The organism is Micromonospora sp. CPCC 205546 (genome assembly GCF_036902715.1).
Taxonomy (GTDB): domain Bacteria; phylum Actinomycetota; class Actinomycetes; order Mycobacteriales; family Micromonosporaceae; genus Micromonospora.
The window spans coordinates 120,040-143,454 of the sequence record NZ_JBAKHL010000009.1 but is presented as its reverse complement, the minus strand read 5'-3'; the positions used below and the strand labels follow the sequence as shown (position 1 = coordinate 143,454).

Genomic DNA, 23,415 nt, shown 5'->3' with positions numbered 1-23,415 from the left:
GCCCCGCCGCGTCCGGTTGACCGTCGACGCCCGGGCCGCGAAGGTGGTCGGATGAGTGGCGCTGACGAGACCCGCGACGGGGTGTCGCTGACCAACCTCGACCAGCCGTTGTTCGACGGCGCCGACGCGACCAAGCGGGACCTGGTCGACTATCTCGACGCGGTGCGCGAGCGGATCCTGCCACCGCTGCGCGGCCGGCCGCTGTCGGTGGTCCGCGTCCGGCCCGGGCAGCCGTCCTTCATGCAGAAGAACCTGCCGAAGTACACCCCGGACTGGGTGCCCCGCACGCCGGTCTGGGCGGAGGCGTCGCACCGCGAGATCTCGTACGCGCTCTGCGACGACCGGCGCACCCTGCTCTGGTTCGCCAACCAGCGCGCGGTCGAGTACCACCCCACCCTGGCCACGGTCGACGACCTGCACCGTCCCACCCACCTGGTTCTCGACCTCGACCCGCCGGAGGGGGACTCCTTCGCGCTGGCGGTCGCCGCCGCGCGGCTGGTCCGGCAGGCGCTCGCCGACGCGGGACTCGCGGGCGCGGTGAAGACCAGCGGGGCCAAGGGCGTGCACGTCTTCGTACCGGTGGCGCGGGGCGCCACCGTGGAGGACATGGCCGCCGCGACCCGGGCGGTGGCGGCCCGCGCCGAGCGGCTGGACCCGGCGCTGGCCACCACGGCCTTCATCCGCGAGGACCGGGGCGGCAAGGTGTTCGTCGACTCGACCCGGGCCGGCGGGGCCACGGTGGTGGCCGCCTACAGCCCCCGGCTGCGACCGGGCGTGCCGGTCTCCTTCCCGGTCGACTGGGCCGACCTGGGCGACGTGGCCCCGGCGGACTTCACGATCCGTACCGTCCCGGCGCTGGTCGCCGAGCGCGACCCCTGGGCCGAGCGGCTGCCGGCGCCGCAGCGACTCCCGGCGGACCTGGTCGCGGAGGGGCACACCATCCCGGTCGCGCGGGTGCAGGCCATGCACGAGGGCAAGCGCCGGGCCCGCGCCCGCCGCGCCGCCGGCTGACGTACGCGCACCGCCCCCCGTCGCCGGTCGCCGGCCACCCGTCGGCCCTCCGTCGCCTGGCGGCCGCGCCGCCTGCCTTGGGCCGTCCCTCCACCATGCCCGTCGGCCACCCCGGGCTACGTCGGGAAGCGACGGCCGACGCGCGGGCGGGCGACCGGTCGGTGCCGCCGTACGTCCGGAGTCGACCCCGCGTCCGCGCCGCCGGGCGGCAGACGGGCGGCGGTGCCCGACCTAGCGTCGACGGCAACCCCAGCGGACGGCGCCGGCACGGCGTCGACTGGACCGGCAGGAGGACCCATGACCCGCGACAGGCTGACCTGGACGGTGCTCATCGCCCTGGTGTGGACGGCGATGATGTCGTTCGGCGGCGTCGCCGCCGAGACCGTGATGCTCTACCCCAACGTCTTCGGCGACCCGCCGGCGTCGCTGGACCGGGCCCGCGAGTTCCTGGTGGCGGGCGGCCCGAGCGACTACTTCCCGCCGCTCGGCGCGACCGTCGTGCTCGCCTGCCTCGCCGCGGCGGTGCTGACCTGGCGCGACCGGCGCCTGCGCTGGTGGGTCGCCGGCGCGGCCGTGGTCTACGTCGCCTGCGAGTTCCTGTTCTCCGTGTTCTTCTTCTGGCCGCGCAACGAGATCATGTTCGGCGACCCGGTCGGTACGCACTCCCCGGAGTACCTGCGTCAGGTCGCGGCCGAGTTCGTCGCCGGGCACCGGGTGCGGCTGGTGGGCGGGGCGGTGACGGCCGCGCTGGCGTTCACCGCCCTGCTGCGCTGGGCGCGCGCGAGCGCGCCCAGGACCTGACGTAACCGTCGGCGCACGGCGCAGGCGGGTGGGGCTGGACGCATGAGAAAGGCCGCCGACCCGATTGCCTGGTCGGCGGCCTTTCTGCTTGTCCGTGGTGCCCCCGGCAGGATTCGAACCTGCGCCCCCGCCTCCGGAGGGCGGTGCTCTATCCCCTGAGCTACGGGGGCTCAGCGACTGGAGAAGACTAGCAAACGCCTCTCCGGAACGCCGAATCGGTATCCGGTGCCCGCCCTCGTGTCGCCCTGCCCGGTGCCGCCCGCGCCCGCCCGGCGCACCCGACGGTCGGGGGTGCGGTGCGGTCGCCGGCGGTCAGGCGGCGACGGCGCGGCCGCAGCTCGGCAGCGGGTGCAGCACGATGCGACGAGGCAGGCGCCTGGGCCACTCGTTGCGGGGCCAGGACCCGTCCACGATCAGGTGCACGGTGCGCTGCTCCTCGCCGCTGAGCCGTAGCACGAAGTCGCGGGGGAGCGGCGGGTCGACCGACGGGGTGGTGACCATGAAGCGTACGCGGCCTCGGGACGAGACGGCGGAGATGACGTCCGCCGCCGGCATCGTGCCGCGCAGGCGTACCCGGCCGATCCAGTAGACCTCGGCGAGGTGCTCCTGCGCCGCCCGGGTGATGGCCGGGTACGCGCTGCGCACCCAGCGTTCCACCGCGCCGACGCAGAGGCCGCAGGCCCGCTCCCGGGGCTCCCTCGGACCCAACCCCCAGGCCCGCAGGTACGCCCCGACGGCGCCCGCGTCCATGGGCGCCTCGAAGCGGCGCTGGATGAGGGCGTGCAGACTCTGTCGCGTCCACAGCTCCTCGTCCAGGCCCAGCTCGTCGGGGTAGACGCCCCGCAGGACGTCGATGAGTTCGAGCTCCTGTTCGCGGCTGAGCGTTCCCGGCTCGCCCTGCCGCTGTCCGCGACGGACGGCTGCCACCGCCCCGTCACCGCCGATGGTGTGGCGTCGGCACCAGCTGGTGACCGAACGCCGTGCGTCTCTCAGTGCAACCCCCACGTCCTGCGCAACGAGCCCGAATCGCAACTGGTCACGATATGTGTGGAGAAAACTCTCTTAGGGTTGTAATCGGCTGTAAGGCCTGTCATGTCACTTAGCCGGAAAAACCGGACAGGGTAGCCCGGCTGGCGACGTCGCACCGTATCGACCGGGGAGCGGAAGAGGCCCGCGTCGGCCGGGAAACCGGCGGTGACGCGGACCTCTTCGACGGGCAGCGGTGCGGCGCGCGGGGTCAGCCGCCCAGGCGTTCCAGGGCGTTCTGGAGGTTGGTGAGGTCGTTCTGCTGGGTGTTCTTCATGGTCTGCGCGGTCCTGACCACGTCGGGCTCGTCGCTCACCTCGAGGATCCCGTCGATCATGTGGATGCCGCCCAGGTGATGCTTGATCATCAGTTGCAGGAAGAGGACGTCCAGTTCCCGGCCCTGCGCCGCGTGCAGATTCGCCATCTCCCCGGGAGTGGCCATGCCCGGCATCAGGCCGTTCCTGACCAGGCCGGCGCCGTCGGACATCCACGACATCGACGGCTCGCTGCCCGTCGGGTCGAGCCCCCACGAACGCAGCCACGTGTGCATGGTGCCGATCTCGCCCTGCTGGGCGGTGGCGATGTCGCCGCCGATGCTGCGGACCTCCGGGTCGGTGCCCTTGTCGAAGGCGACCAGCCCCATCTCCACCGCCTGCGCGTGGTGGGTCATCATGTCCCGGGCGAAGCCCGCCTCCGCCGAGGCGTCGCCCGGGCGGGTCAGCCGGGGCGTCAGCAGGCCGCCGGCGTACCCGAGGAGCAGCCCGACCACGACGGCCAGGGCCAGCGCGGCCGTGCCCCAGCGGGCCGGAGACCGCCGCTGCTCCGGAGCCGGGCTGGCCGGCTCGCTGGTCTCGGTCATGGTCGGGATGCTCATCGCTCTCCTCAGCCCTGCGGCATCTGCGGGGCGTCGTCACGCGGCTGGGTGCCGGTGGCGGTGATGCCCTGGCTGCACAGCGCGGTGGGGCCCTCCACCGAGGCGTTCACCTTCAGCGTCTTGATGAACTCGTCGATGCGGCCGTCGTCGGCGTTGTCGACCTTGAGCTGGTAGCCCCACGCCTGCAGCGAGATCGGCTTGTCCAGCCCCTCGAACGGGCTGAGCATCAGCTTCTCCTTGCCCCGCACCTTGTCGGCGAGCTTCGTCACCTGGTCGGCGGGCAGGTCGGGGCGGTAGGTGATCCAGACCGTGCCGTGCTCCAGGCTGTGCACCGCGTGCTCGTTGGCGATCTGCGCGGGGTAGACGTCGCCCATGCAGTTCTGCCAGGCCGCGTTGTGCGGGCCGGCCACCGGCGGCAGCACCGTGTAGGTGATGGGGCCCGTCTTGTGGTTGCCGCCCGCCACGAGGTCCTTGTCCTTCTCGCGGTAGTTGACGATGCCGTCGATCGCGTCCGCCCGGTCCTCCCAGGGCTTGGCGCCCTGGAACGTCGCCCAGGCGCCGTAGCCGATGATCGCCACGGCCAGCACACCCACGGCGACGAAGAGCGCGATCGGCCCCCAGGAGCGGCCCTGGCTCACCTTCACCGGGGCGATGGGCTTGCGGCCCTTGCCCCCGGCGCCGGGGCGGGTGCCCGTCGGCTTGCCGGACCCGGTCTTCGCGCCGGTGGACCCGGGCTTGGTGCCGCCGGACCCGGTCTTGGCGCCTGCTGCCGGCCGGCCCGCCGCCGGCTTCTTGCCGGTGCTGACCACGTTCGGGCGCCGCTCGGGGCCGCCACCCGGTGTGCTGATGCTCATCGTGCCTCGTCAGGTCGGTCGGTCAGGGGATCCGGCGGGCCGGTCTCACACACTGGGTCGCCGCCGCGGGTGCCGAGTCTACCCCCGATAACATGGATCGGTGACTCCCGCAGAACTCGCCGAGGTCGTCCTCTCCGCAGCCCACGCCGTCTTCACCGAGCGTGGCCTCGACCGCTCCGCCCTGCCGGAGCGGACGGTGGTCGAGCGACCCCGCAACCCCGAGCACGGCGACTACGCCTCCACGCTGGCCCTGCAGCTCAGCAAGAAGGTGGGCGTCCCGCCGCGCGAGCTGGCGACGGCCCTGGCCGACCAGCTCGGCCGCGCCCCGGGGGTCAAGTCGGTGGAGATCGCCGGCCCGGGCTTCCTCAACATCCGGCTCGACGCGGCCGCCGCCGGCCAGCTGGCCCGCGTGATCGTCGAGGCGGGCGAGGCGTACGGCCGCAGCGACCGGCTCGCCGGCCAGAAGATGAACCTGGAGTTCGTCTCGGCGAACCCGACCGGCCCGGTGCACATCGGCGGCGTCCGCTGGGCGGCCGTCGGCGACGCGCTGAGCCGGCTCCTGCGCGCCACGGGCGCCGAGGTGGGCACGGAATACTACTTCAACGACGCGGGCTCCCAGATCGACCGGTTCGCCCGCTCGTTGCTCGCCGCGGCCAGGGGCGAGCCGGCCCCCGAGGACGGCTACGCCGGGGCCTACATCTCCGAGATCGTCGACGCCGTCCGCAGGGTCCGCCCCGACGTGACGGAGCTTGGCGACGACGCGGCCCAGGAGGTCTTCCGGGTCGAGGGCGTGCAGCTCATGTTCGCCGAGATCAAGTCCTCGCTGCGCGGCTTCGGGGTCGAGTTCGACACCTACTTCAACGAGAAGGACCTGCACGACCGGGGCGAGCTGGACCTGGCCCTGCAGCGGCTGCGCGAGCAGGGCCGGGTCTTCGAGTCCGACGGCGCGACCTGGCTGCGCACCACCGACTTCGGCGACGACAAGGACCGGGTGCTGCGCAAGTCCAACGGCGAGTGGACTTACTTCGCCGCCGACTGCGCCTACTACCTCGACAAGCGGGAGCGCGGCTTCGACCGGGTCGTGATCATGCTGGGCGCCGACCACCACGGCTACATCGGCCGGATGAGGGCGATGTCGGCGTGCTTCGGCGACGACCCGGAGCGCAACCTGGAGATCCTGATCGGCCAGATGGTCAACCTGGTCCGCGACGGCGCCCCGGTCCGGATGAGCAAGCGGGCCGGGACCGTGGTGACCCTGGAGGACCTGGTCGACGCGATCGGCGTGGACGCCTCCCGGTACGCCCTGGCCCGCTACTCCAGCGACTCCCCGATCGACATCGACGTCGAGCTGTGGACCCGGGCCACCCGCGACAACCCGGTCTACTACGTGCAGTACGTGGCCGCCCGGACGGCCAGCGTGGGCCGCAACGCCGCCGAGGTGGGGCTGACCCGGGGCGACGCCGAGGCGTTCCGCCCGGAGCTGCTCGGGCACGAGAAGGAGAACGAGCTGCTCAAGGCGCTCGCCGAGTTTCCCGCCGTGGTCGCCGCGGCGGCCGAGCTGCGCGGCCCGCACCGGGTGGCCCGCTACCTGGAGGAGCTGGCCGGGGCCTACCACCGGTTCTACGACGAGTGCCGGATCCTGCCGCGCGGCGACGAGGAGGTCACCGACCTGCACCGGGCCCGGCTCTGGCTGAACGACGCCACCCGCACCGTCATCGCCAACGGCCTGCGCCTGCTCGGCGTCTCGGCCCCGGAGAGGATGTGAGCGCCGTGCGAGCGCGAGTAGTGAGCCTGCGGGCCCCGCAGTCGCGAAGCGAAGACCGGTAATGCGCGCTCACGAGGCCGGTGCGCTGCACGGCGACATCGGCGTCCGGGGGCCGGCGTGGCTGCGTCCCCCGGTCGACGTCAACGCCCTGGTGCCGCAGCTGTGGCCGCGCACCGTCACGCGCGACGGCGACGGCGTGCTCGCGGTGGCCGGGCTCGGCGTCCGCGACATCGCGGCCGAGTTCGGCACCCCGGCGTACGTCCTCGACGAGGACGACCTGCGCTCGCGCTGCCGCGACTTCCGTGACGCGTTCGACGGCCTCGACGTCTACTACGCCGGCAAGGCGTTCCTCTGCCGGGCGGTGGTCCGGATGATCGCCGAGGAGGGCCTGCACCTCGACGTGTGCACCGGGGGCGAGCTGGCCACGGCGCTCTCGGCCGGGATGCCGCCCGGGCGGATCGGCTTCCACGGCAACAACAAGTCGGTGGCCGAGCTGAGCCGGGCGCTCGACGCCGGGGTGGGCCGGATCATCCTCGACTCGTTCGACGAGATCGGCCGCCTCACCGCGCTGGCCCGCGAGCGGGGCGTGCGCCCCCGGGTGATGATCCGGGTCACCGTCGGCGTCGAGGCGCACACCCACGAGTTCATCGCCACCGCCCACGAGGACCAGAAGTTCGGCTTCTCCCTGGCGGGCGGGGCGGCGGCCGAGGCGGCCTTCCGGGTGCTCGACGAGGGCGTGCTGGAGCTGCGTGGCCTGCACTCGCACATCGGCTCGCAGATCTTCGACGCCAACGGCTTCGAGGTCTCCGCCCGCCGGGTGCTGGGTCTGCAGGCGCAGATCCGTGACGCGCGTGGGGTGGAGCTGCCCGAGCTGGACCTCGGCGGCGGCTTCGGCATCGCGTACACCACCCAGGACGATCCGTCCACGCCGCAGGACCTCGCGAAGCGGCTGCGCCGGATCGTCGAGTCCGAGTGCGCCGTCGAGCGGCTGGCGGTGCCGCACCTGTCGGTCGAGCCGGGCCGGGCGATCGTGGGGCCGGCCGTGTTCACCCTCTACGAGGTCGGCACGGTCAAGGACGTCGACGGGATCCGGACGTACGTGAGCGTCGACGGCGGGATGAGCGACAACATCCGTACGGCCCTCTACGACGCCTCCTACTCCGCGACGCTGGCCTCCCGGGCGTCGGCCGCCGAGCCGCTGCTCGCCCGCGTGGTGGGAAAGCACTGTGAGTCCGGGGACGTCGTGGTGAAGGATGAATTCCTGCCCGCCGACGTGCAGCCCGGAGATCTTGTCGCGGTGCCGGGCACCGGTGCCTACTGCCGGAGCATGGCCAGCAACTACAACCACGTGCCCCGCCCCCCGGTGGTCGCGGTGCGCGACGGCCGGGCCCGCCTGATCGTCCGGCGGGAGACCGAAGACGACCTGCTGGCATTGGACGTGGGATGACATCACCTGTGCGCCTGGCACTGCTCGGCTGCGGCACGGTCGGCAGCGAGGTGGTCCGGCTGCTGCACGAGCAGGCGGCCGACCTCGCCGCCCGGATCGGCGCCCCGCTGGAGATCGCCGGCATCGCCGTACGCCGTCTCGGCCGCGCCCGGGGCGACCTGCCGGTCGACCCGTCGCTGTTCACCACCGACGCCCTCGGGCTGATCAAGCGCGACGACGTGGACGTGGTCGTCGAGGTGGTCGGCGGCATCGAGCCGGCGCGCGGCTGGCTGGTGGAGGCGCTGCGGGCCGGCAAGAGCGTGGTCACCGCCAACAAGGCGCTGCTCGCCGAGGACGGCGCCGCCCTGCACGACGCGGCCGCCGAGGGCGGCGGCGACCTCTACTACGAGGCGTCCGTGGCGGGGGCGATCCCGCTGCTGCGCCCGCTGCGCGAGTCGCTGCACGGCGACCGGATCAACCGGGTCACCGGCATCGTCAACGGCACCACCAACTTCATCCTCTCCGCCATGGACGCCACCGGCGCCGGCTTCGCGGAGGCCCTGGAGGAGGCCACCGAGCTGGGCTACGCCGAGGCCGACCCGACCGCCGACGTGGAGGGCTTCGACGCGGCGGCCAAGGCCGCCATCCTCGCCTCGCTGGCGTTCCACACCCGCGTCGGCGCGGCCGACGTGCACCGGGAGGGCATCACCGAGGTCACCGCGGCCGACGTGGCCAGCGCCAAGGCGATGGGCTGCACGATCAAGCTGCTCTGCATCGCCGCCCGGGGCGCCGACGCCGCCGGCCGGGAGACGGTCAGCGTGCGGGTGCACCCGGCGATGATCCCGCTGGCCCACCCGCTGGCCAGCGTCGGTGACGCGTTCAACGCGGTCTTCGTCGAGGCCGAGGCGGCCGGGCCGCTGATGTTCTACGGCCGGGGCGCGGGCGGCGCGCCGACCGCCAGCGCGGTGCTGGGCGACGTGGTGGCGGTCTCCCGCAACCGGCTCGCCGGGGTGCGGTCGGCCAGCGAGAGCGCGTACGCCGACCTGGCGGTGCGGCCCATGGGCGAGGCGCTGACCCGCTACCACATCAGCCTGGACGTGGCCGACCGGCCGGGTGTGCTGGCGGCGGTGGCCGGGGTGTTCGCCCGGCACGACGTGTCGATCGCCACCGTGCGGCAGGGCCCGGCCGGTGGCGGCCCGGCCGGCCGGGGCGAGGACGCCGACCTGGTCATCGTCACCCACGTGGCGCCGGACGCGGCGCTCGCCGCCACCGTGGGTGAGCTGCGCGGGCTGGACATCGTCCGCTCGGTGGCGAGCGTGCTGCGGGTCGAGGGCGGTCTCTGACCGGCCGGCCCACGGCCCTCGGCGGGGCGGGCGCCTGCGCGTCTCGCCTGGTGGTTAACTGCGGGTGCGCCGGCGGCGACCCGGCGAGACTGGTCCAGGCTGGCGGCGTGCCCGGCACGGCGGGGGCGGCAGAGGCGAGGGAGAACGACATGTGGCGGGGTCTGATCGACGCGTACCGGGACCGGCTGCCGGTCACCGACGCCACCCCGGTCGTGACCCTCCACGAGGGGAACACCCCGCTGCTGCCCGCCCCGGTGCTCTCCGCCCGGCTCGGCTGTGACGTGCACCTGAAGGTGGAGGGCGCCAACCCGACCGGCTCGTTCAAGGACCGCGGCATGACGCTCGCGGTCTCCAAGGCGGTCGAGGCCGGCAACAAGGCGATCATCTGCGCCTCCACCGGCAACACCAGCGCCTCGGCCGCGGCGTACGCGGCCCGCGCGGGCCTGACCTGCGCGGTGCTCGTGCCGCAGGGCAAGATCGCGCTGGGCAAGCTCGCCCAGGCGCTGGTGCACGGGGCGAAGCTGCTGCAGGTCACCGGCAACTTCGACGACTGCCTGTCGCTGGCCGCCAAGCTCGCCCAGGACTACCCGGTGGCCCTGGTCAACTCGGTCAACATCGACCGCCTGCACGGCCAGAAGACGGCCGCGTTCGAGATCGTCGAGGCGTTGGGCGACGCCCCCGACATCCACTGCCTGCCGGTCGGCAACGCCGGCAACGTCTCCGCCTACTGGATGGGCTACTGCGAGGAGCGGCGGGACGGCAACGCCACCCGCACCCCCAAGATGTACGGCTTCCAGGCCGCCGGCGCCGCCCCGATCGTCAACGGCGAGGTCGTCCGCGAGCCGTCCACGATCGCCACGGCCATCCGGATCGGCAACCCGGCGAGCTGGACCAGGGCGCTCGACGCCCGGGACTCCTCCGGTGGCCTGATCGCCGCCGTCACCGACCGGGAGATCCTGGCCGCGTACCGGCTGCTGGCCCGCGAGGTGGGGGTCTTCGTCGAGCTGGGCAGCGCGGCCAGCGTGGCGGGCCTGCTCCAGCAGGCCGCCGCGGGGCGGGTCCCGGCCGGCTCGACGGTGGTCTGCACGGTCACCGGCCACGGCCTCAAGGACCCGGAGTGGGCCATCTCCACCGCGCCCGTGCCCATCACCATCGCCAACGACCCCCTGGCCGCCGCCCGCTGTCTCGACCTGGCCTGAGCCCGCGGGCGACCGGCGCCGGTCGGAATCGACGGCGACGGCACCGGGCGACGGCACCGGGCGACCGGCGACGCCGGACGCGGGGCCGGCCGGTGGTCGACGGCACCGGCCGACGCGACGAGGGGCGGCGGACGCGAGTCCTGTGCACCGGACCGGGGCAGGGGCGAGCGGGGTCGCCCGGGCGGGGTGGGGGAGAATCCGTACCCCCGCCAAACCGCCTTTTCCAGGAGTGAGTCACGCCGATGTCGCTGCTCGCCAGATTCAGCCTCGCCAACCGAGGGCTGATCGCCCTCATCGCGGTGGTGACCACGCTGTTCGGGGCGTTCGCCGTACCGTCACTGAAGCAGCAGCTCCTGCCGTCGCTGGAGTTCCCGGCCGCGTTCATCGTCGCGGTCTACCCCGGCGCCGGTCCCGAGGTGGTCGAGTCGCAGGTCACCGAGCCGATCGAGAACGCCCTGCAGGGCATTCCCGGGCTGGACCAGGTCACATCGACCTCCCGCGAGGGCTCCACGACCGTCCAGGTCCAGTACGAGTTCGGCACCGACCTGGACGACGTGGTCAACAAGATGCAGACCGCGCTCAACCGGATCGACGCGCAGCTGCCGGAGGGGGTCGACCCGCAGGTCATCGCCGGTAGCACCGACGACCTGCCGGCGGTGGTGCTCGCCGCCTCCGGCGGTGACGACCAGCGCGTCCTCGCGGAGAAGCTGCGCGCCACGGTCGTGCCGGAACTGGAGGCGATCGAGGGAGTACGGACGGTCGACCTGACCGGCGCCCGCGACGACGTCGTGGTGGTCGTGCCGGACCCGAGGAAGCTGGCGGCGGCGAAGCTCCAGCCGACCGATCTCGGCGCGGCGTTGAAGACCAACGGGGTGACGGTGCCGGCCGGTGCGGTGACCGACGGCACCCGCGCGCTCCCGGTGCAGGTCGGTACCCGGCTCGCCACGCTGGACGACCTGCGTGGCGTCGTGGTCGCGCCGGCGACGGGCCGGGCGGCCCCGGTGCGCCTCGGCGACGTGGCCACCGTCGAGCAGCAGCTCGCCCCGGCCACCGCGATCACCCGCACCAACGGCAAGGACAGCCTCGGCATCGCGGTCACCGCCTCCCCCGACGGCAACGCCGTGGAGATCTCCCACGAGATCCGCGACCGGCTCGCCGAACTGCGGGAGGCCTCCGGCGCCGAGTTGACCGTCGTCTTCGACCAGGCGCCGTTCGTCGAGAAGTCGATCGAGAGCCTGACCACCGAGGGCCTGCTGGGCCTGGTCATGGCCGTCGTGGTCATCCTGGTCTTCCTGCTGTCGGTGCGCTCCACCGTGGTCACCGCGGTCTCCATCCCGCTCTCGGTGGTGGTCGCCCTGATCGCCCTCTGGATCGGCGACTACTCGCTCAACCTGCTCACCCTCGGCGCGCTCACCATCGCGGTCGGCCGGGTGGTCGACGACTCGATCGTCGTGCTGGAGAACATCAAGAGACACCTGGAGTACGGCGAGCCGAAGCGGCAGGCGATCCTGACCGCCGTCCGCGAGGTGGCCGGGGCGGTGACCGCGTCCACCCTCACCACGGTCGCCGTCTTCGCGCCGATCGCGCTGGTGGGCGGCTTCGTCGGGCAGCTCTTCGCGCCGTTCGCGATCACCGTCACGGTGGCGCTGCTCGCCTCGCTGCTGGTGTCGCTGACCGTCATCCCGGTGCTCGCGTACTGGTTCCTGAAGCCTCCCGTGGGCACGGCGGACGACGCCGCGGTGCGCCGGGCGGCGGAGGAGAAGGAGCTGCGCAACCCGTTGCAGCGGGCGTACCTGCCGGTGATCGGGTTCGCGACCCGTAAGCGGGCCACCCGGTGGATCACGCTGGGGCTCGGCATGCTCGTGCTGTTCGGCACCTTCGGCCTGTCCCGGCAGCTGGAGACCAACTTCATCGACGACTCCGGCCAGGACACCCTGAGCGTCACCCAGGAGCTGCCGGCCGGCACCGGGCTGGCCGGCACCGACGCGGCGGCCCGGCAGATCGAGGCGGTGCTGGAGCGTACCGAGGACGTCGAGACGTACCAGGTCACGGCGGGCGGCGGGGACAACCCGTTCGGCGGCGGCGGCAACAACGTCGCCAACTGGTCGCTGGCCCTCGGCGACGGGACCGACGCCAAGCAGATGCGGGAGAAGCTGCGCCGCGAGTTCGACGCGCTCGGCCCGGGCGTCGGTGAGGTCAGCTTCGGCGCCGGGCAGGGCGGCGCGGCGGCCAACCAGATCGAGGTCGTGGTGCAGGGCACCGACCCGGAGACGCTGGCCCGGGCCGCCGAGGAGGTCCGCTCGGCGATGGCCGGGCTGGCGGGCGTCGAGGACGTCTCCACCAGCCTCGCCACGCGGGTGCCGCGCGTCGACGTCACCGTCGACCGGGTCGCCGCCAGCCGGGTCGGGCTCACCGAGGCCGCCGTCGGCCAGGTGGTGGCCCAGGCGTTCCGGGGCGCGCCCCTGGGCCAGGTCACGCTCGGCGACGGGCAGCGCGACGTGGTGCTGCGGTTCGCGGGCAAGCCGCCGACCACGGTGGCGGAGCTGCGCGCGATGCCGGTCGGGCCGGTGAAGCTCGACGACATCGCCGAGGTCACCCAGACCGAGGGCCCGCAGCAGGTGAGCCGGATCGACGGCGAGCGCAGCGTCTCCGTCACCGGTACGGCCACCGGCTCGAACCTCGGCGCCATCACCCAGGAACTGCAGAAGAAGCTGGACGGCATCGACGTGCCGGGGGCGACCTTCGCCATCGGCGGCGTCAGCGCCGACCAGGAGGAGGCCTTCGCCGACCTGGGCCTGGCCGTGCTCGCCGCCATCGCGATCGTCTTCCTGATCATGGTGGCGACGTTCCGCAGCCTGGTCCAGGCGCTGATCCTGCTGGTCTCCATCCCGTTCGCGGCGACCGGCGCGATCGGCCTGCTGCTGGCCACCGGCACCCCGCTGGGCGTGCCGGCGCTGATCGGCGTGCTCATGCTGGTCGGCATCGTGGTGACCAATGCGATCGTGCTGCTGGACCTGGTCAACCAGTACCGGGCCCAGGGCATGGGCGTCCAGGAGGCGGTGGTCGAGGGCGGCCGGCGCCGGCTGCGGCCCATCCTGATGACCGCGGTCGCCACGATCTTCGCGTTGCTGCCGATGGCGTTCGGCCTCACGGGGGAGGGCGGCTTCATCTCCAAGCCGCTGGCGATCGTGGTGATCGGCGGCCTGCTCAGCTCGACGCTGCTCACCCTGATCCTGGTGCCGACGCTCTACGCGATGGCGGAGAACACCAAGGAGTCGTTCCGGTCCCGCCGGGCCCGCCGGTCCGGTCGGACGGCCCCGGACATCCGGCAGGGCGACGGCGAGCCGGCCGGCGACGACGGCGGGACGCCGGCCGCCGAGCCGGTCCCGGTGACCGCCGCGGGCTCCCCGCCCAGCACCGGCGCCGAGGCTGCCGACGCTCCCGCGTCCAGGCCGGCGCCGTCGGGCGCGCTGGTCGACGGCACCGACCAGTTCGAGGTGCTGCGGCTGCCGAAGAGCCGCAGGTCGCCGCTGCCGCCGGGCGAGTAGCGCCACGGTCGCGAACGCCCCCGACGGGTCCCGCCCGCCGGGGGCGTTCGCGTTCGGTCAGGTACCCGCCGTACGCCCGACCCGCCGCTGGTCGCCCGGTAGGGTATCCGGACGTGCCGTCCACCGTCTCGGTCCTCACCCGCAACCAGAACTTCCGCAATCTCTTCCTCGCGGAACTGGTGGTCTTCGGGGCCGACTGGTTCGTGATGGTGCCGTTGCTGGTGCTGCTGCCGGACCTGACCGGCAGCGGCGTGTGGGGCGCGCTGGTGCTCGCCGTCGACACCGGGATCGTGGCGTTGCTGCTGCCGTACACGGGCACGATCGCCGACCGGTTCGACCGGCGCAAGATCATGATCATTTCCAACGTGGCGGCCCTGCTCGGCGTGCTGCTGCTGCTCGGGGTCCGCAGTGCCGGGACCGCCTGGCTGGCGATGGCCGGGATCGGGGTGGTGGCGGTCGCGAAGGCGTTCTACTCCCCGGCCGCCCAGGCCGCCCTGCCCAACGTGCTCGACCCCGACGAGCTGGCCGCCGGCAACGCCGTCGCGGGTTCAGCCTGGGGCACCATGACCGTCGTCGGCGCCTCCCTGGGCGGCGTGCTCAGCGCCGCCGTCGGCCCGTACGCCTGCTTCTGGGTGGCGGCGGTGAGCCTGGTGGTCGCCGCGGGCCTGGCCACGCTGATCCGCCGGCCGTTGCAGGCCCCCCGCGACGCGGAGCTGCCGGTGCAGCGCACCTGGCCGGCGATCCGGGAGGCGCTGGGCTACATCGGGCACCGGCCGAGGGTGCTGGCGCTGGTGACCGTGAAGTCGGCGGTCGGCCTCGGCAACGGCGTGCTGACGGTGTTCCCGCTGCTCGCGGCGGTGTACGGCGCGGGTCCGATCGGCACCGGGCTGCTCTTCGCGGTCCGCGGGGCGGGGGCGCTCGTCGGTCCGATCCTGATGCGCCGGGTGCTGACCAACCGGGCGTGGCTGCTGCCCGGGCTGGCGGTGTCCATGTCCCTCTACGGCCTGGCCTACGTCGGCACCTCGGTCGCCCGCTGGTTCCCGCTGGTGCTGGCCCTCGTCTTCGTCGCCCACTTCGCGGGCGGCAGCAACTGGGTGATGTCCAACTTCGCCCTCCAGGGCGAGGTGCCGGACCGGCTGCGGGGCCGCGTCTTCGCCACCGACATGATGCTGGCGACCCTCGCGGTCTCCGTCAGCCAACTCGCGGTGGCCGCCGTGGTGGACACCGTGGACGAGCGGGTGGTGCTGGCGAGCTGCGGCCTCGTCACGGTGGTCTACGCGGTCGGTTGGCGCATCGCGACCCGCCGGCTCTCGCTCACCGACCCGGCCGGGCAGCCGGCCCCCGCCGCCGCCCGCTGACCCGCCCGCCGCTCAGGGCCGATCCGTCCCGCCGTCCGTCGGCGCGTCCGGCCCGGACCGGCCGCCCCACTGCGCCGGCACGTGGGCGCCGCCCGTCGCGTCCCGTGCCGGGTCGGTCGGCGGCGCCGGCCAGCCGTTCGACACGGGTGCGCCGCCGCCGAACGGACCGGCCTCCGCGCCGCCCGGCCGCCGCCCGACCAGCAGCGCCGCGATCAGCAGGCCCAACCCGATCGGGTACGCCAGGGCCAGCACCCCGCCGTGGGCCAGGTTCAGCAGCTGGAAGTTCGACCGCCCGAAGTCGGAGCTGAAGAGGCGGGGCAGCAGCAGCGTCCAGGCGGTGCCGAGCAGCTGGTTGACCAGCAGCACGCCGAGCCCGGACAGCGCCAGCAGCCGGGACCTGCGTGGCAGCCGTTGCCCGGCCGTCGTGGTCAGTACGAGTCCGACCAGCAGCACCAGCACCGTGGGTGCCTGGAAGGCGGCCGTGGTCGCCAGGTACTCGAACTCGCGCATCTCTGCCTCCACCCGCCGTAGGTCGGGTCAGGCTAACGGACCGGTGGGGACGGCACCGGCCGGCGAGGCGGCGGCCCGGCCCCGTCCCAGCCGACGGGCGGAGCCCGGCCCGTCGGTGCGCACCCCTACCATGAGCCCGTGCCGACGAACTTCACCTCCGGCCCGGTCCGGGTGCGGGTCCCCGCCACCAGCGCCAACCTGGGGCCCGGGTTCGACGCCCTGGGGCTCGCCCTGACGCTGCACGACGACGTGGCCGTCGAGGTGACGGCGCAGGGCGTCACGGTGGCCGTGGCCGGGCAGGGTGCCGGGGAGCTGCCGGCCGACGAGCGACACCTGGTGGTCCGCGCCATGCGGGCGGCCTTCGACGTGCTCGGCGGGCAGCCGCCCGGCCTCGCGGTGGAGTGCGTCAACCGCATCCCGCAGGCCCGAGGGCTGGGTTCCTCGTCCGCGGCGATCGTCGCCGGCGTGCTGCTGGCCCGCGCGTTGGTCACCGACGGCGAGGCCCGTCTCGACGACGCCGCCGCGCTGCGCCTCGCCGCCGACATCGAGGGCCATCCGGACAACGTGGCGCCGTGCCTGCTCGGCGGCTTCACCCTGGCCTGGACGGAGCCGTCCGGCGCCCGGGCGGTGTCGCTGCCGGTCGCCGACGGCGTACGACCGACGGTCTTCGTGCCGGCGGAACGCGGCCTGACGGCGACGGCGCGGGCCGCGCTGCCGGCCACCGTCCCCCACGCCGACGCGGCGCTCAACGCCGGCCGTGCCGCCCTGCTGGTGCACGCGCTGACCGTCGAACCGGGGCTGCTGCTGCCGGCCACGGTCGACCGGCTGCACCAGGACTACCGCGCCGGCGGCATGCCGCGCAGCGCCGGCCTGGTGAAAGCGCTGCGTGAGGCCGGTGTGGCGGCTGTGGTGAGCGGTGCGGGCCCGACCGTGCTGGCCCTGACCGAGCCGGCCGAGGGCTTCGAGGCGGGAACAGGTTGGCAGGTCTGGCGGTTGGCTCCAGACGGGCGCGGAGCCCAGGTTGCCCGGGGTAGACTGGGACACGCAGAGCGGGACCCTGTTGCCGCAGGTCGGAAGAGTTGATTACGCTCTAGACTTAGCACAGCCGCGAAGCATGCGATCTCCCTGCGGGTCGGCGCACCCCCGAAGCTATCGGCGGTCAGCCCGTCACCCCTGCCTAGGCCCACGCCGCACCGCAGTCTTCACAGGTCGCCGCAGACGGCGAGACCTGCTCACCGACGTTTGGTGAGTCGGGAAACCGACCGGCTGCTGTGTCACAGACTCCCGCGACGCGTCCATGCGAGGCGGGTGCACCGAGGCCGCCCGGCCACCTTGTTCGTCGACTCCGGGCAGTCCCGGCCTATCGAGGGAAGGAATCCATTGAGCGACACCACCGACGTGACGTCGGATGTTTCCAACGTCGCTGGCGATGCCACCACCGCCGCCGCCCCCGCCCGTCGTCGGCGCAGCGGCACCGGCCTGTCGGCAATGCTCCTGCCGGAGCTGCAGAGCCTGGCCGCGTCGCTCGGCATCTCGGGCACGGCCCGCATGCGCAAGGGCGAGCTGATCAGCGCGATCTCCGAGCGGCAGGGCGGTGCCGCCGCCGGGACCCCTCGACCGCGGGCCGAGGCTTCGGCCGCTCCCGCCCGTGAGGAGGCCCACGCCGAGGTCCGCGAGACCACTGAGCGGCCGGCTGCCGAGCGCCGCACGGAGCGCGCCCCGGCGGAGCCGGCGGCGGTCGAGACCGAGCCGCGTGCCCGGACCCGGCGTAGCCGGGCTGCCACCTCCGAGGCCCGGGCCACGGAGGCCCGTCCGGCGGAGGCCCGTCAGACCGAGGCACGTGCGGCGGAGGCGCCTTCGGCGGAGACGCGTACGGACGAGGCCGAGGCCGGCGAGCGCGCCGACCGTGGCGAGAGCCGTGGCCGTGAGCGCGGCGGTGACCGCGCCGAGCGCGGCGGTGACCGCGCCGAGCGGGGCGGCGAGCGCGGTGAGCGTGCCGAGCGTGGCGGTGACCGTGCCGAGCGCGGTGAGCGCGGCGACCGTGCCGAGCGCGGCGGTGAGCGTGCCGAGCGCGGTGACCGTGCCGAGCGGGGCGGTGAGCGGGGCGGCGAGCGTGCCGAGCGGGGCGGCGAGCGTGCCGAGCGTGGTGACCGCGGCGACCGCAACGAGCGGGGCGAGCGTGCGGAGCGCGGCGACCGCGACCGCAACGAGCGCGGTGACCGGGGTCAGCGGGTCGTCGAGCGTGACAACGACGACGACGACGAGGGCGGCGGCCGGCGCGGTCGGCGCAGCCGGTTCCGGGACCGCCGTCGTGGTCGCGGCGAGCGTGCCGAGGGCGACGGCGGTCGTGACGGCGGTCGTGATGGCGGTCGTGACGGCGGGCGCGAGCCGCAGGTCGGCGAGGACGACGTGCTCGTCCCCGTGGCGGGCATCATCGACGTGCTCGACAACTACGCCTTCGTGCGGACCACCGGCTACCTGGCCGGCCCGAACGACGTCTACGTCTCCATGTCCCAGATCAAGAAGTACGGTCTGCGGCGCGGCGACGCCATCACCGGTGCGGTGCGCGCCTCGCGCGACGGCGAGCAGCGGCGGGACAAGTACAACCCGCTGGTGCGGCTGGACACCATCAACGGGATGGAGCCGGACGAGGCGAAGCGCCGGCCGGAGTTCTACAAGCTCACCCCGCTCTACCCGCAGGAGCGGCTGCGGCTGGAGACCGAGCCGCACATCCTCACCACCCGGGTCATCGACCTGGTCATGCCGCTCGGCAAGGGCCAGCGCGCGCTGATCGTGTCGCCGCCGAAGGCGGGCAAGACGATGGTGCTGCAGGCCATCGCGAACGCGATCACGCACAACAACCCGGAGTGCCACCTGATGGTGGTGCTGGTGGACGAGCGGCCCGAAGAGGTCACCGACATGCAGCGGTCGGTGAAGGGCGAGGTCATCGCGGCGACGTTCGACCGTCCGCCGCAGGACCACACCACGGTGGCCGAGCTGGCGATCGAGCGGGCGAAGCGCCTGGTCGAGCTGGGCCACGACGTGGTCGTACTGCTCGACTCGGTGACCCGGCTCGGTCGGTCGTACAACCTGGCGGCGCCGGCGAGCGGCCGGATCATGTCGGGTGGTATCGACTCCACCGCGCTCTACCCGCCGAAGCGCTTCCTGGGTGCGGCCCGCAACATCGAGAACGGCGGCTCGCTGACCATCCTCGCCACCGCGCTGGTGGAGACCGGTTCCATGGCGGACACGGTCATCTTCGAGGAGTTCAAGGGCACCGGAAACGCGGAGCTGAAGCTGGACCGGAAGATCGCCGACAAGCGCATCTTCCCGGCCATCGACATCCACCCGTCCGGCACGCGCAAGGAGGAGATCCTGCTCGCGCCGGAGGAACTGGCCATCATCCACAAGCTCCGGAAGGTCCTGCACTCGCTGGACTCGCAGGCGGCGCTGGACCTGCTGCTCGACAAGCTGAAGCAGACCCGCACCAACATCGAGTTCCTGATGCAGATCGCCAAGTCGACGCCGGGGGAGTGACCCTCGCCGGGTGAGACGAGTGGGAAGGGCACGGCCACGCGGCCGTGCCCTTCCCGCTTCTCCGGCCCGTCACGCCCGCGTTGGTGCCGGTCGGTCCGCGCCGCCCGGGGCGTTCCGCGTCGTCGGCGCGCATCCGGTCACGGTCGGTCATCAGCCTCCGCCCCGACCTCCGATGTCACAGTGCGTGACGGTGTCCGGGCGGGTGTCGAGCTTGCCGCCGGATCCGCCGCTGCCGGAACGCTCTGACCAGGTAGTTCTTCGTGAGGTCGGGTCCCATCGCAGCGTGCGCCACGTCCCCTTTGCTCTGCAGCCACATGCGCACCGCTTACGCCGCGTGTCCGGTGCGGATATGGCTGCAGAGCAAACGGGACGGAGGGCGGGGAGGGGGAGGGCGGCGACACGCCCGCCTCGTCACCGCCCGTGAACGCCGCGGCGACCCGTCGCGGCGGCGGAGATCCCGGCGCGCGCCGGCGGGGGCGACCGCGCGCCGACGCGGGGCGGGGGCTGAGGCGGGTCGGCAGCGTGGGGCGGGGCTGCGGGCGCGCGTCGGCACCGCGCGGGCGGCGGGCGTACGAGCGGAGTTTTCCTTCGCTTTGGTTGGCAGCTATTGAAACTTCTATTCATCGTCCGGTTGACTGTCGCCCATGCGTACCCGCAGACGATCCGCCCGGCTCGCAGGCGTCCTGCTGCTGACGCCGCTGCTCACCATGGCCGGCACATTGCCGGCGACGGCCGGTGCGCCGGCTCCGGCCACCGACCCCTCCCTGACCGCCGCCGAGGACGCCCCCCGTGCGTCCTCGTACTCCACGGGCTCGGTGACGCTCGCCGGCGATCCGGCCGCGAGCACGTCGCCCGCCGCGGCCCGGACCGGCGTCGAGCCGGCCGGCGGGCTGGAGACCACGAAGACCACCCGCCCGGTCGCCCCGGGCCTCGAACTGACCTCCTTCGACCGGTACGACGCCGACGGCTGGCTGCGCGCCGACGCGCTCACCGCCGACCTCGCCGGCGGCCTCACCGTGGACTACGTCAACTCCGGCGCGGTCAGCCGGGCCGAGCCGCTGCGCGGCGCCGTCGACGCGGCCCGCGCGGTCGCCGCGGTCAACGGTGACTTCTTCGACATCAACAACTCCGGTGCCGCGCAGGGCGTCGGGATCCGGGACGGGCGGCTGGTCCAGTCAGCGGTCAGCGGGCACCGCAACGCGGTCGCGATCACCACCGAGGGGCTCGGCCGGGTGATCGAGGTCAACTTCGACGGCACCGCGACCCTGCCCACCGGGCCGGTGACGTTGACCCAGTTCAACAACATGATCCAGGCGAACGGGATCGGCGTGTTCACCGCGCTCTGGGGGTCGTACACCCGGCAACGCGCGGTCGAGGGCGCCGCCCGCGTCACGGAGGTCACGGTGGTCGACGGCCGCGTGGCCACCGTCGGCGGCGCGGCCGGCAGCGGGGCGATCCCGGCCGGCACCACCGTGCTGCTCGGCCGCGACGCCGGCGCGGACGCCCTCGCCGGGCTGCGACCCGGCGACCCGGTGACCGTCGCCTATCAGCCCAAGCCCGCCGACGGCAGCAGCCTGCACGCGGCGGTCGGCGGCGGCAACGTGCTGGTCCGCGACGGGGTGGTGCAGAGCATCGCCGACGCGTCGCTGGCCCCGCGCACGTCCGTCGGATTCTCCGCCGACGGGCGTCGCATGATCATGCTGACCGTGGACGGCCGGCAGGTCGACAGCCGCGGCGTCACCCAGACCGAGATGGGCCGCATGATGGCCGAGCTCGGTGCGCACCACGCGCTCAACCTCGACGGTGGCGGCTCCTCGACGCTGCTCGCCCGGGAGCCGGGCGCGGCGGCCGTGCAGGTGGAGAACAGCCCCTCCGACGGCACCGAGCGTGCCGTGCCCAACGGCCTGGCCATCTACGCGCCCGAGGGCAGCGGCCGGCTCACCGGGTACTGGGTGGAGACCGCCAGCGACCCGACCACCGCCCCGGGGGTCGCGCCGGTGCGTGGCGGCCGGCCCGACCGCGTCTTTCCCGGCCTGACCCGGCGGCTCACCGCCGCCGGCCACGACGAGACGTACGGCCCGGCGGCCGGCGCGCCGAAGTGGCGGGCCAATCCGGCGGTGCACGGCGTCGTCGACAGCGAGGGCCGCTTCCGGGCGCTCCTGCCCGGAAGCACCACGGTCACCGCCTCGCGGGGCGGGGCCAGTGGCACCCTCGACCTGACCGTGCTCGGGCCGCTGGCCCGCATCGACTCCACCGTGGACCGCGTCGGCCTGACCGGCGCGCAGGGCAGCACGCTGTTCGGCGTCGTGGGCTACGACGCCGAGGGCAACACCGCCCCGATCGAGCCGGCCGACCTGAAGCTCGACTACGACAGGGACCTGCTGAAGATCGCCCCGACCGCCGACGGCAACCTCGCCGTCACCGCCCTGCGGGACACCGGCTCGGCGCTCGTCACCGTCCACGTCGGCCGGAGCAGCACCGTCCTGCCGGTCACCGTCGGGCTCACCGACGTGCCGGTGGCCGGCTTCGACGACGCGGCGGCCTGGAAGTTCAGCCAGGCCCGGGCCAGCGGCGCCGTCGCGCCCGCGCCGGGTCGCACCGGCACGGGCCTGAAGATGACGTACGACTTCAGCCAGTCCACCGGCACCCGGGCCGCGTACGCGGACCCGCCCGCCTGGATCGAGGTGCCCGGCCAGCCGCAGGCGTTCGGCATGTGGATCCACGGCAACGGCACGGGAGAGTGGCCCAGCCTGCACCTGCACGACGCGCAGGACACCCAGCACGTGCTGCGGGGCCCGCTGATCACCTGGACGGGCTGGAAGTACGTCGAGTTCGCCGTGCCCGCCGGGGTGCAGTACCCGGTGCGCGTCCGCCGGTTCTACGTGGCGGAGACCAACGCCGCCGCGCAGTACCGCAGCGAGGTGGTCATCGACGACCTGGTGGCGAAGGTGCCGCCGACGGTCGACGCGCCGGCCGAGAAGCCGCGTACCGACCGGGTGGTGCTGCGTGACGGCACGGTGAACGGGGCGCCCTGGCGCTTCGCCGTCCTGTCCGACGCGCAGTTCGTCGCGGCGAACCCGGACAGCGACCTGGTCGCCCAGGCCCGCCGTACGCTGCGCGAGGTCAAGGCCGCGAAGCCGGACTTCCTGGTGATCAACGGCGACTTCGTGGACACCGCCTACCCGGCCGACTTCGCGCTGGCCAGGCGGATCCTCGACGAGGAGCTCGGCGGGGAACTGCCGTACTACTACGTGCCCGGCAACCACGAGATCATGGGTGCCCCGATCGCCAACTTCCGGGCCGCCTTCGGCGACGCCGAGCGGACCTTCGACCACAAGGGCACCCGGTTCGTCACGCTGAACTCGTCGACCGGCTCGCTGCGCGGCGGCGGCTTCGACCAGGTGCGGATGCTGCGCGAGGCGCTCGACTCGGCGGCCGGTGACCCGGCCGTCGGCTCGGTGGTCGTGCTGCACCACCACCCGCCGCGCGACCCGAGCCCGGCCAAGGCCAGCCAGCTCGGCGACCGGAAGGAGGCGGCGCTGCTGGAGCAGTGGCTGGCCGACTTCCAGCACCGCACCGGCAAGGGCGCCGCGTTCGTCGGCGGGCACGTCGGCACCTTCCACGCCGACCGGGTCGACGGGGTGCCGTACCTGATCAACGGCAACTCGGGCAAGAACCCCTCCACCCCGGCCGACCAGGGCGGCTTCACCGGGTGGACCGAGTTCGGCGTGGACCCGGTGAGCCCGGCCGAGGCCGACCGGGCCCGGCGCAACCCCCTCGTCGAGGGCCCGCGCTGGGTCGCCGTCGAGTTCCACGCGCACGTCGACGCGCTCGCGCTGGCCGCCCCGGCCAGCGTCGCGGTCGGCGCCCCGGCGACGGTCACCGCCACGGTGACCCAACCCGGCGGGCGTACGGTGCCGGTGGCCGCGCCGGTGAGCGCGGACTGGTCCGCCTCGCCGAACGTGCACGTCGGCTCGATCCTCGGGCTGAAGCCCTGGCACGTGGCCCGCCTCGACCCGGCCACCGGCAAGCTCACCGCCCTGCGCCCCGGCGCGCAGGTCAAGCTCGCCGTCGCCGTCAACGGCGCACGCGCCGAGGCGACCGTCACCCTGACGGCCGCCGCCGCGGCTCCCGCGGCCTGAGGCACGAGGAGGGCACCTTCC

15 protein-coding genes and 1 tRNA gene are annotated in these 23,415 nt (G+C 73.8%); 11 read left to right on the top strand and 5 right to left on the bottom strand.

Annotated elements, in window-relative coordinates:
- Window positions 1–51: 51 nt before the first annotated feature.
- The gene (gene ligD, locus V6U77_RS08095; protein WP_334605592.1) at window positions 52–1,011 is read left to right on the top strand and encodes a non-homologous end-joining DNA ligase; all 960 of its coding nucleotides are present in this window, start codon (window positions 52–54) and stop codon (window positions 1,009–1,011) included.
- 297 nt (window positions 1,012–1,308) lie between these two features.
- The gene (locus tag V6U77_RS08090) at window positions 1,309–1,812 is read left to right on the top strand and encodes an anthrone oxygenase family protein (RefSeq protein WP_334605591.1); all 504 of its coding nucleotides are present in this window, start codon (window positions 1,309–1,311) and stop codon (window positions 1,810–1,812) included.
- 95 nt (window positions 1,813–1,907) lie between these two features.
- Here the strand turns inward: V6U77_RS08090 and V6U77_RS08085 are convergent.
- The 4 genes from V6U77_RS08085 to V6U77_RS08070 all read right to left on the bottom strand — a co-directional run bounded on the left by V6U77_RS08085 (window position 1,908) and on the right by V6U77_RS08070 (window position 4,566).
- Window positions 1,908–1,982: transfer RNA gene (locus V6U77_RS08085), tRNA-Arg, on the bottom strand.
- A gap of 142 nt (window positions 1,983–2,124) precedes the next feature.
- Window positions 2,125–2,817, bottom strand: a complete 693-nt coding sequence (locus V6U77_RS08080; RefSeq protein ID WP_334605619.1) for a winged helix-turn-helix domain-containing protein — start codon at window positions 2,815–2,817, stop codon at window positions 2,125–2,127.
- 232 nt (window positions 2,818–3,049) lie between these two features.
- On the bottom strand, window positions 3,050–3,712 hold the full coding sequence (locus V6U77_RS08075; RefSeq protein ID WP_442934394.1) for a DUF305 domain-containing protein: 663 nt from the start codon (window positions 3,710–3,712) through the stop codon (window positions 3,050–3,052).
- An 8-nt stretch (window positions 3,713–3,720) separates the two neighbouring features.
- The gene (locus V6U77_RS08070; RefSeq protein ID WP_334605590.1) at window positions 3,721–4,566 is read right to left on the bottom strand and encodes a DUF3105 domain-containing protein; all 846 of its coding nucleotides are present in this window, start codon (window positions 4,564–4,566) and stop codon (window positions 3,721–3,723) included.
- A 100-nt stretch (window positions 4,567–4,666) separates the two neighbouring features.
- Here V6U77_RS08070 and argS point away from each other — a divergent pair, with 100 nt between their 5' ends.
- The 6 genes from argS (at window position 4,667) to V6U77_RS08040 (ending at window position 15,205) form a co-directional block, all read left to right on the top strand.
- Window positions 4,667–6,331 carry an arginine--tRNA ligase gene (argS, locus tag V6U77_RS08065; protein ID WP_334605589.1) on the top strand — a complete coding sequence of 555 codons (1,665 nt, stop codon included), beginning with the start codon at window positions 4,667–4,669 and terminating at the stop codon, window positions 6,329–6,331.
- 61 nt (window positions 6,332–6,392) lie between these two features.
- The gene (lysA, locus tag V6U77_RS08060; protein WP_334605587.1) at window positions 6,393–7,778 is read left to right on the top strand and encodes a diaminopimelate decarboxylase; all 1,386 of its coding nucleotides are present in this window, start codon (window positions 6,393–6,395) and stop codon (window positions 7,776–7,778) included.
- A gap of 8 nt (window positions 7,779–7,786) precedes the next feature.
- Entirely contained in the window at window positions 7,787–9,100 is a 1,314-nt protein-coding gene (locus V6U77_RS08055; protein WP_334605617.1) for a homoserine dehydrogenase, read from the top strand.
- A 149-nt stretch (window positions 9,101–9,249) separates the two neighbouring features.
- The gene (gene thrC / locus V6U77_RS08050) at window positions 9,250–10,299 is read left to right on the top strand and encodes a threonine synthase (protein WP_334605586.1); all 1,050 of its coding nucleotides are present in this window, start codon (window positions 9,250–9,252) and stop codon (window positions 10,297–10,299) included.
- A gap of 242 nt (window positions 10,300–10,541) precedes the next feature.
- A complete protein-coding gene (locus V6U77_RS08045; protein WP_334605585.1) occupies window positions 10,542–13,847 on the top strand; it encodes an efflux RND transporter permease subunit in 3,306 nt (1,101 codons plus the stop codon).
- Between the two features lie 113 nt (window positions 13,848–13,960).
- The gene (locus tag V6U77_RS08040; RefSeq protein WP_334605584.1) at window positions 13,961–15,205 is read left to right on the top strand and encodes an MFS transporter; all 1,245 of its coding nucleotides are present in this window, start codon (window positions 13,961–13,963) and stop codon (window positions 15,203–15,205) included.
- A 12-nt stretch (window positions 15,206–15,217) separates the two neighbouring features.
- Here the strand turns inward: V6U77_RS08040 and V6U77_RS08035 are convergent, their stop codons facing one another.
- Window positions 15,218–15,715 carry a hypothetical protein gene (locus tag V6U77_RS08035; protein ID WP_334605583.1) on the bottom strand — a complete coding sequence of 166 codons (498 nt, stop codon included), beginning with the start codon at window positions 15,713–15,715 and terminating at the stop codon, window positions 15,218–15,220.
- 138 nt (window positions 15,716–15,853) lie between these two features.
- On the opposite strand from V6U77_RS08035, the gene thrB reads away from it, so the two are divergent.
- From thrB to V6U77_RS08020, 3 genes are all read left to right on the top strand, one after another.
- Window positions 15,854–16,798, top strand: a complete 945-nt coding sequence (thrB, locus tag V6U77_RS08030) for a homoserine kinase (protein ID WP_334605582.1) — start codon at window positions 15,854–15,856, stop codon at window positions 16,796–16,798.
- Window positions 16,799–17,095: 297 nt separating this feature from the next.
- Window positions 17,096–19,252, top strand: a complete 2,157-nt coding sequence (gene rho / locus V6U77_RS08025; protein WP_334605581.1) for a transcription termination factor Rho — start codon at window positions 17,096–17,098, stop codon at window positions 19,250–19,252.
- A 644-nt stretch (window positions 19,253–19,896) separates the two neighbouring features.
- A complete protein-coding gene (locus tag V6U77_RS08020; RefSeq protein ID WP_334605580.1) occupies window positions 19,897–23,394 on the top strand; it encodes a phosphodiester glycosidase family protein in 3,498 nt (1,165 codons plus the stop codon).
- Window positions 23,395–23,415: the final 21 nt, after the last annotated feature.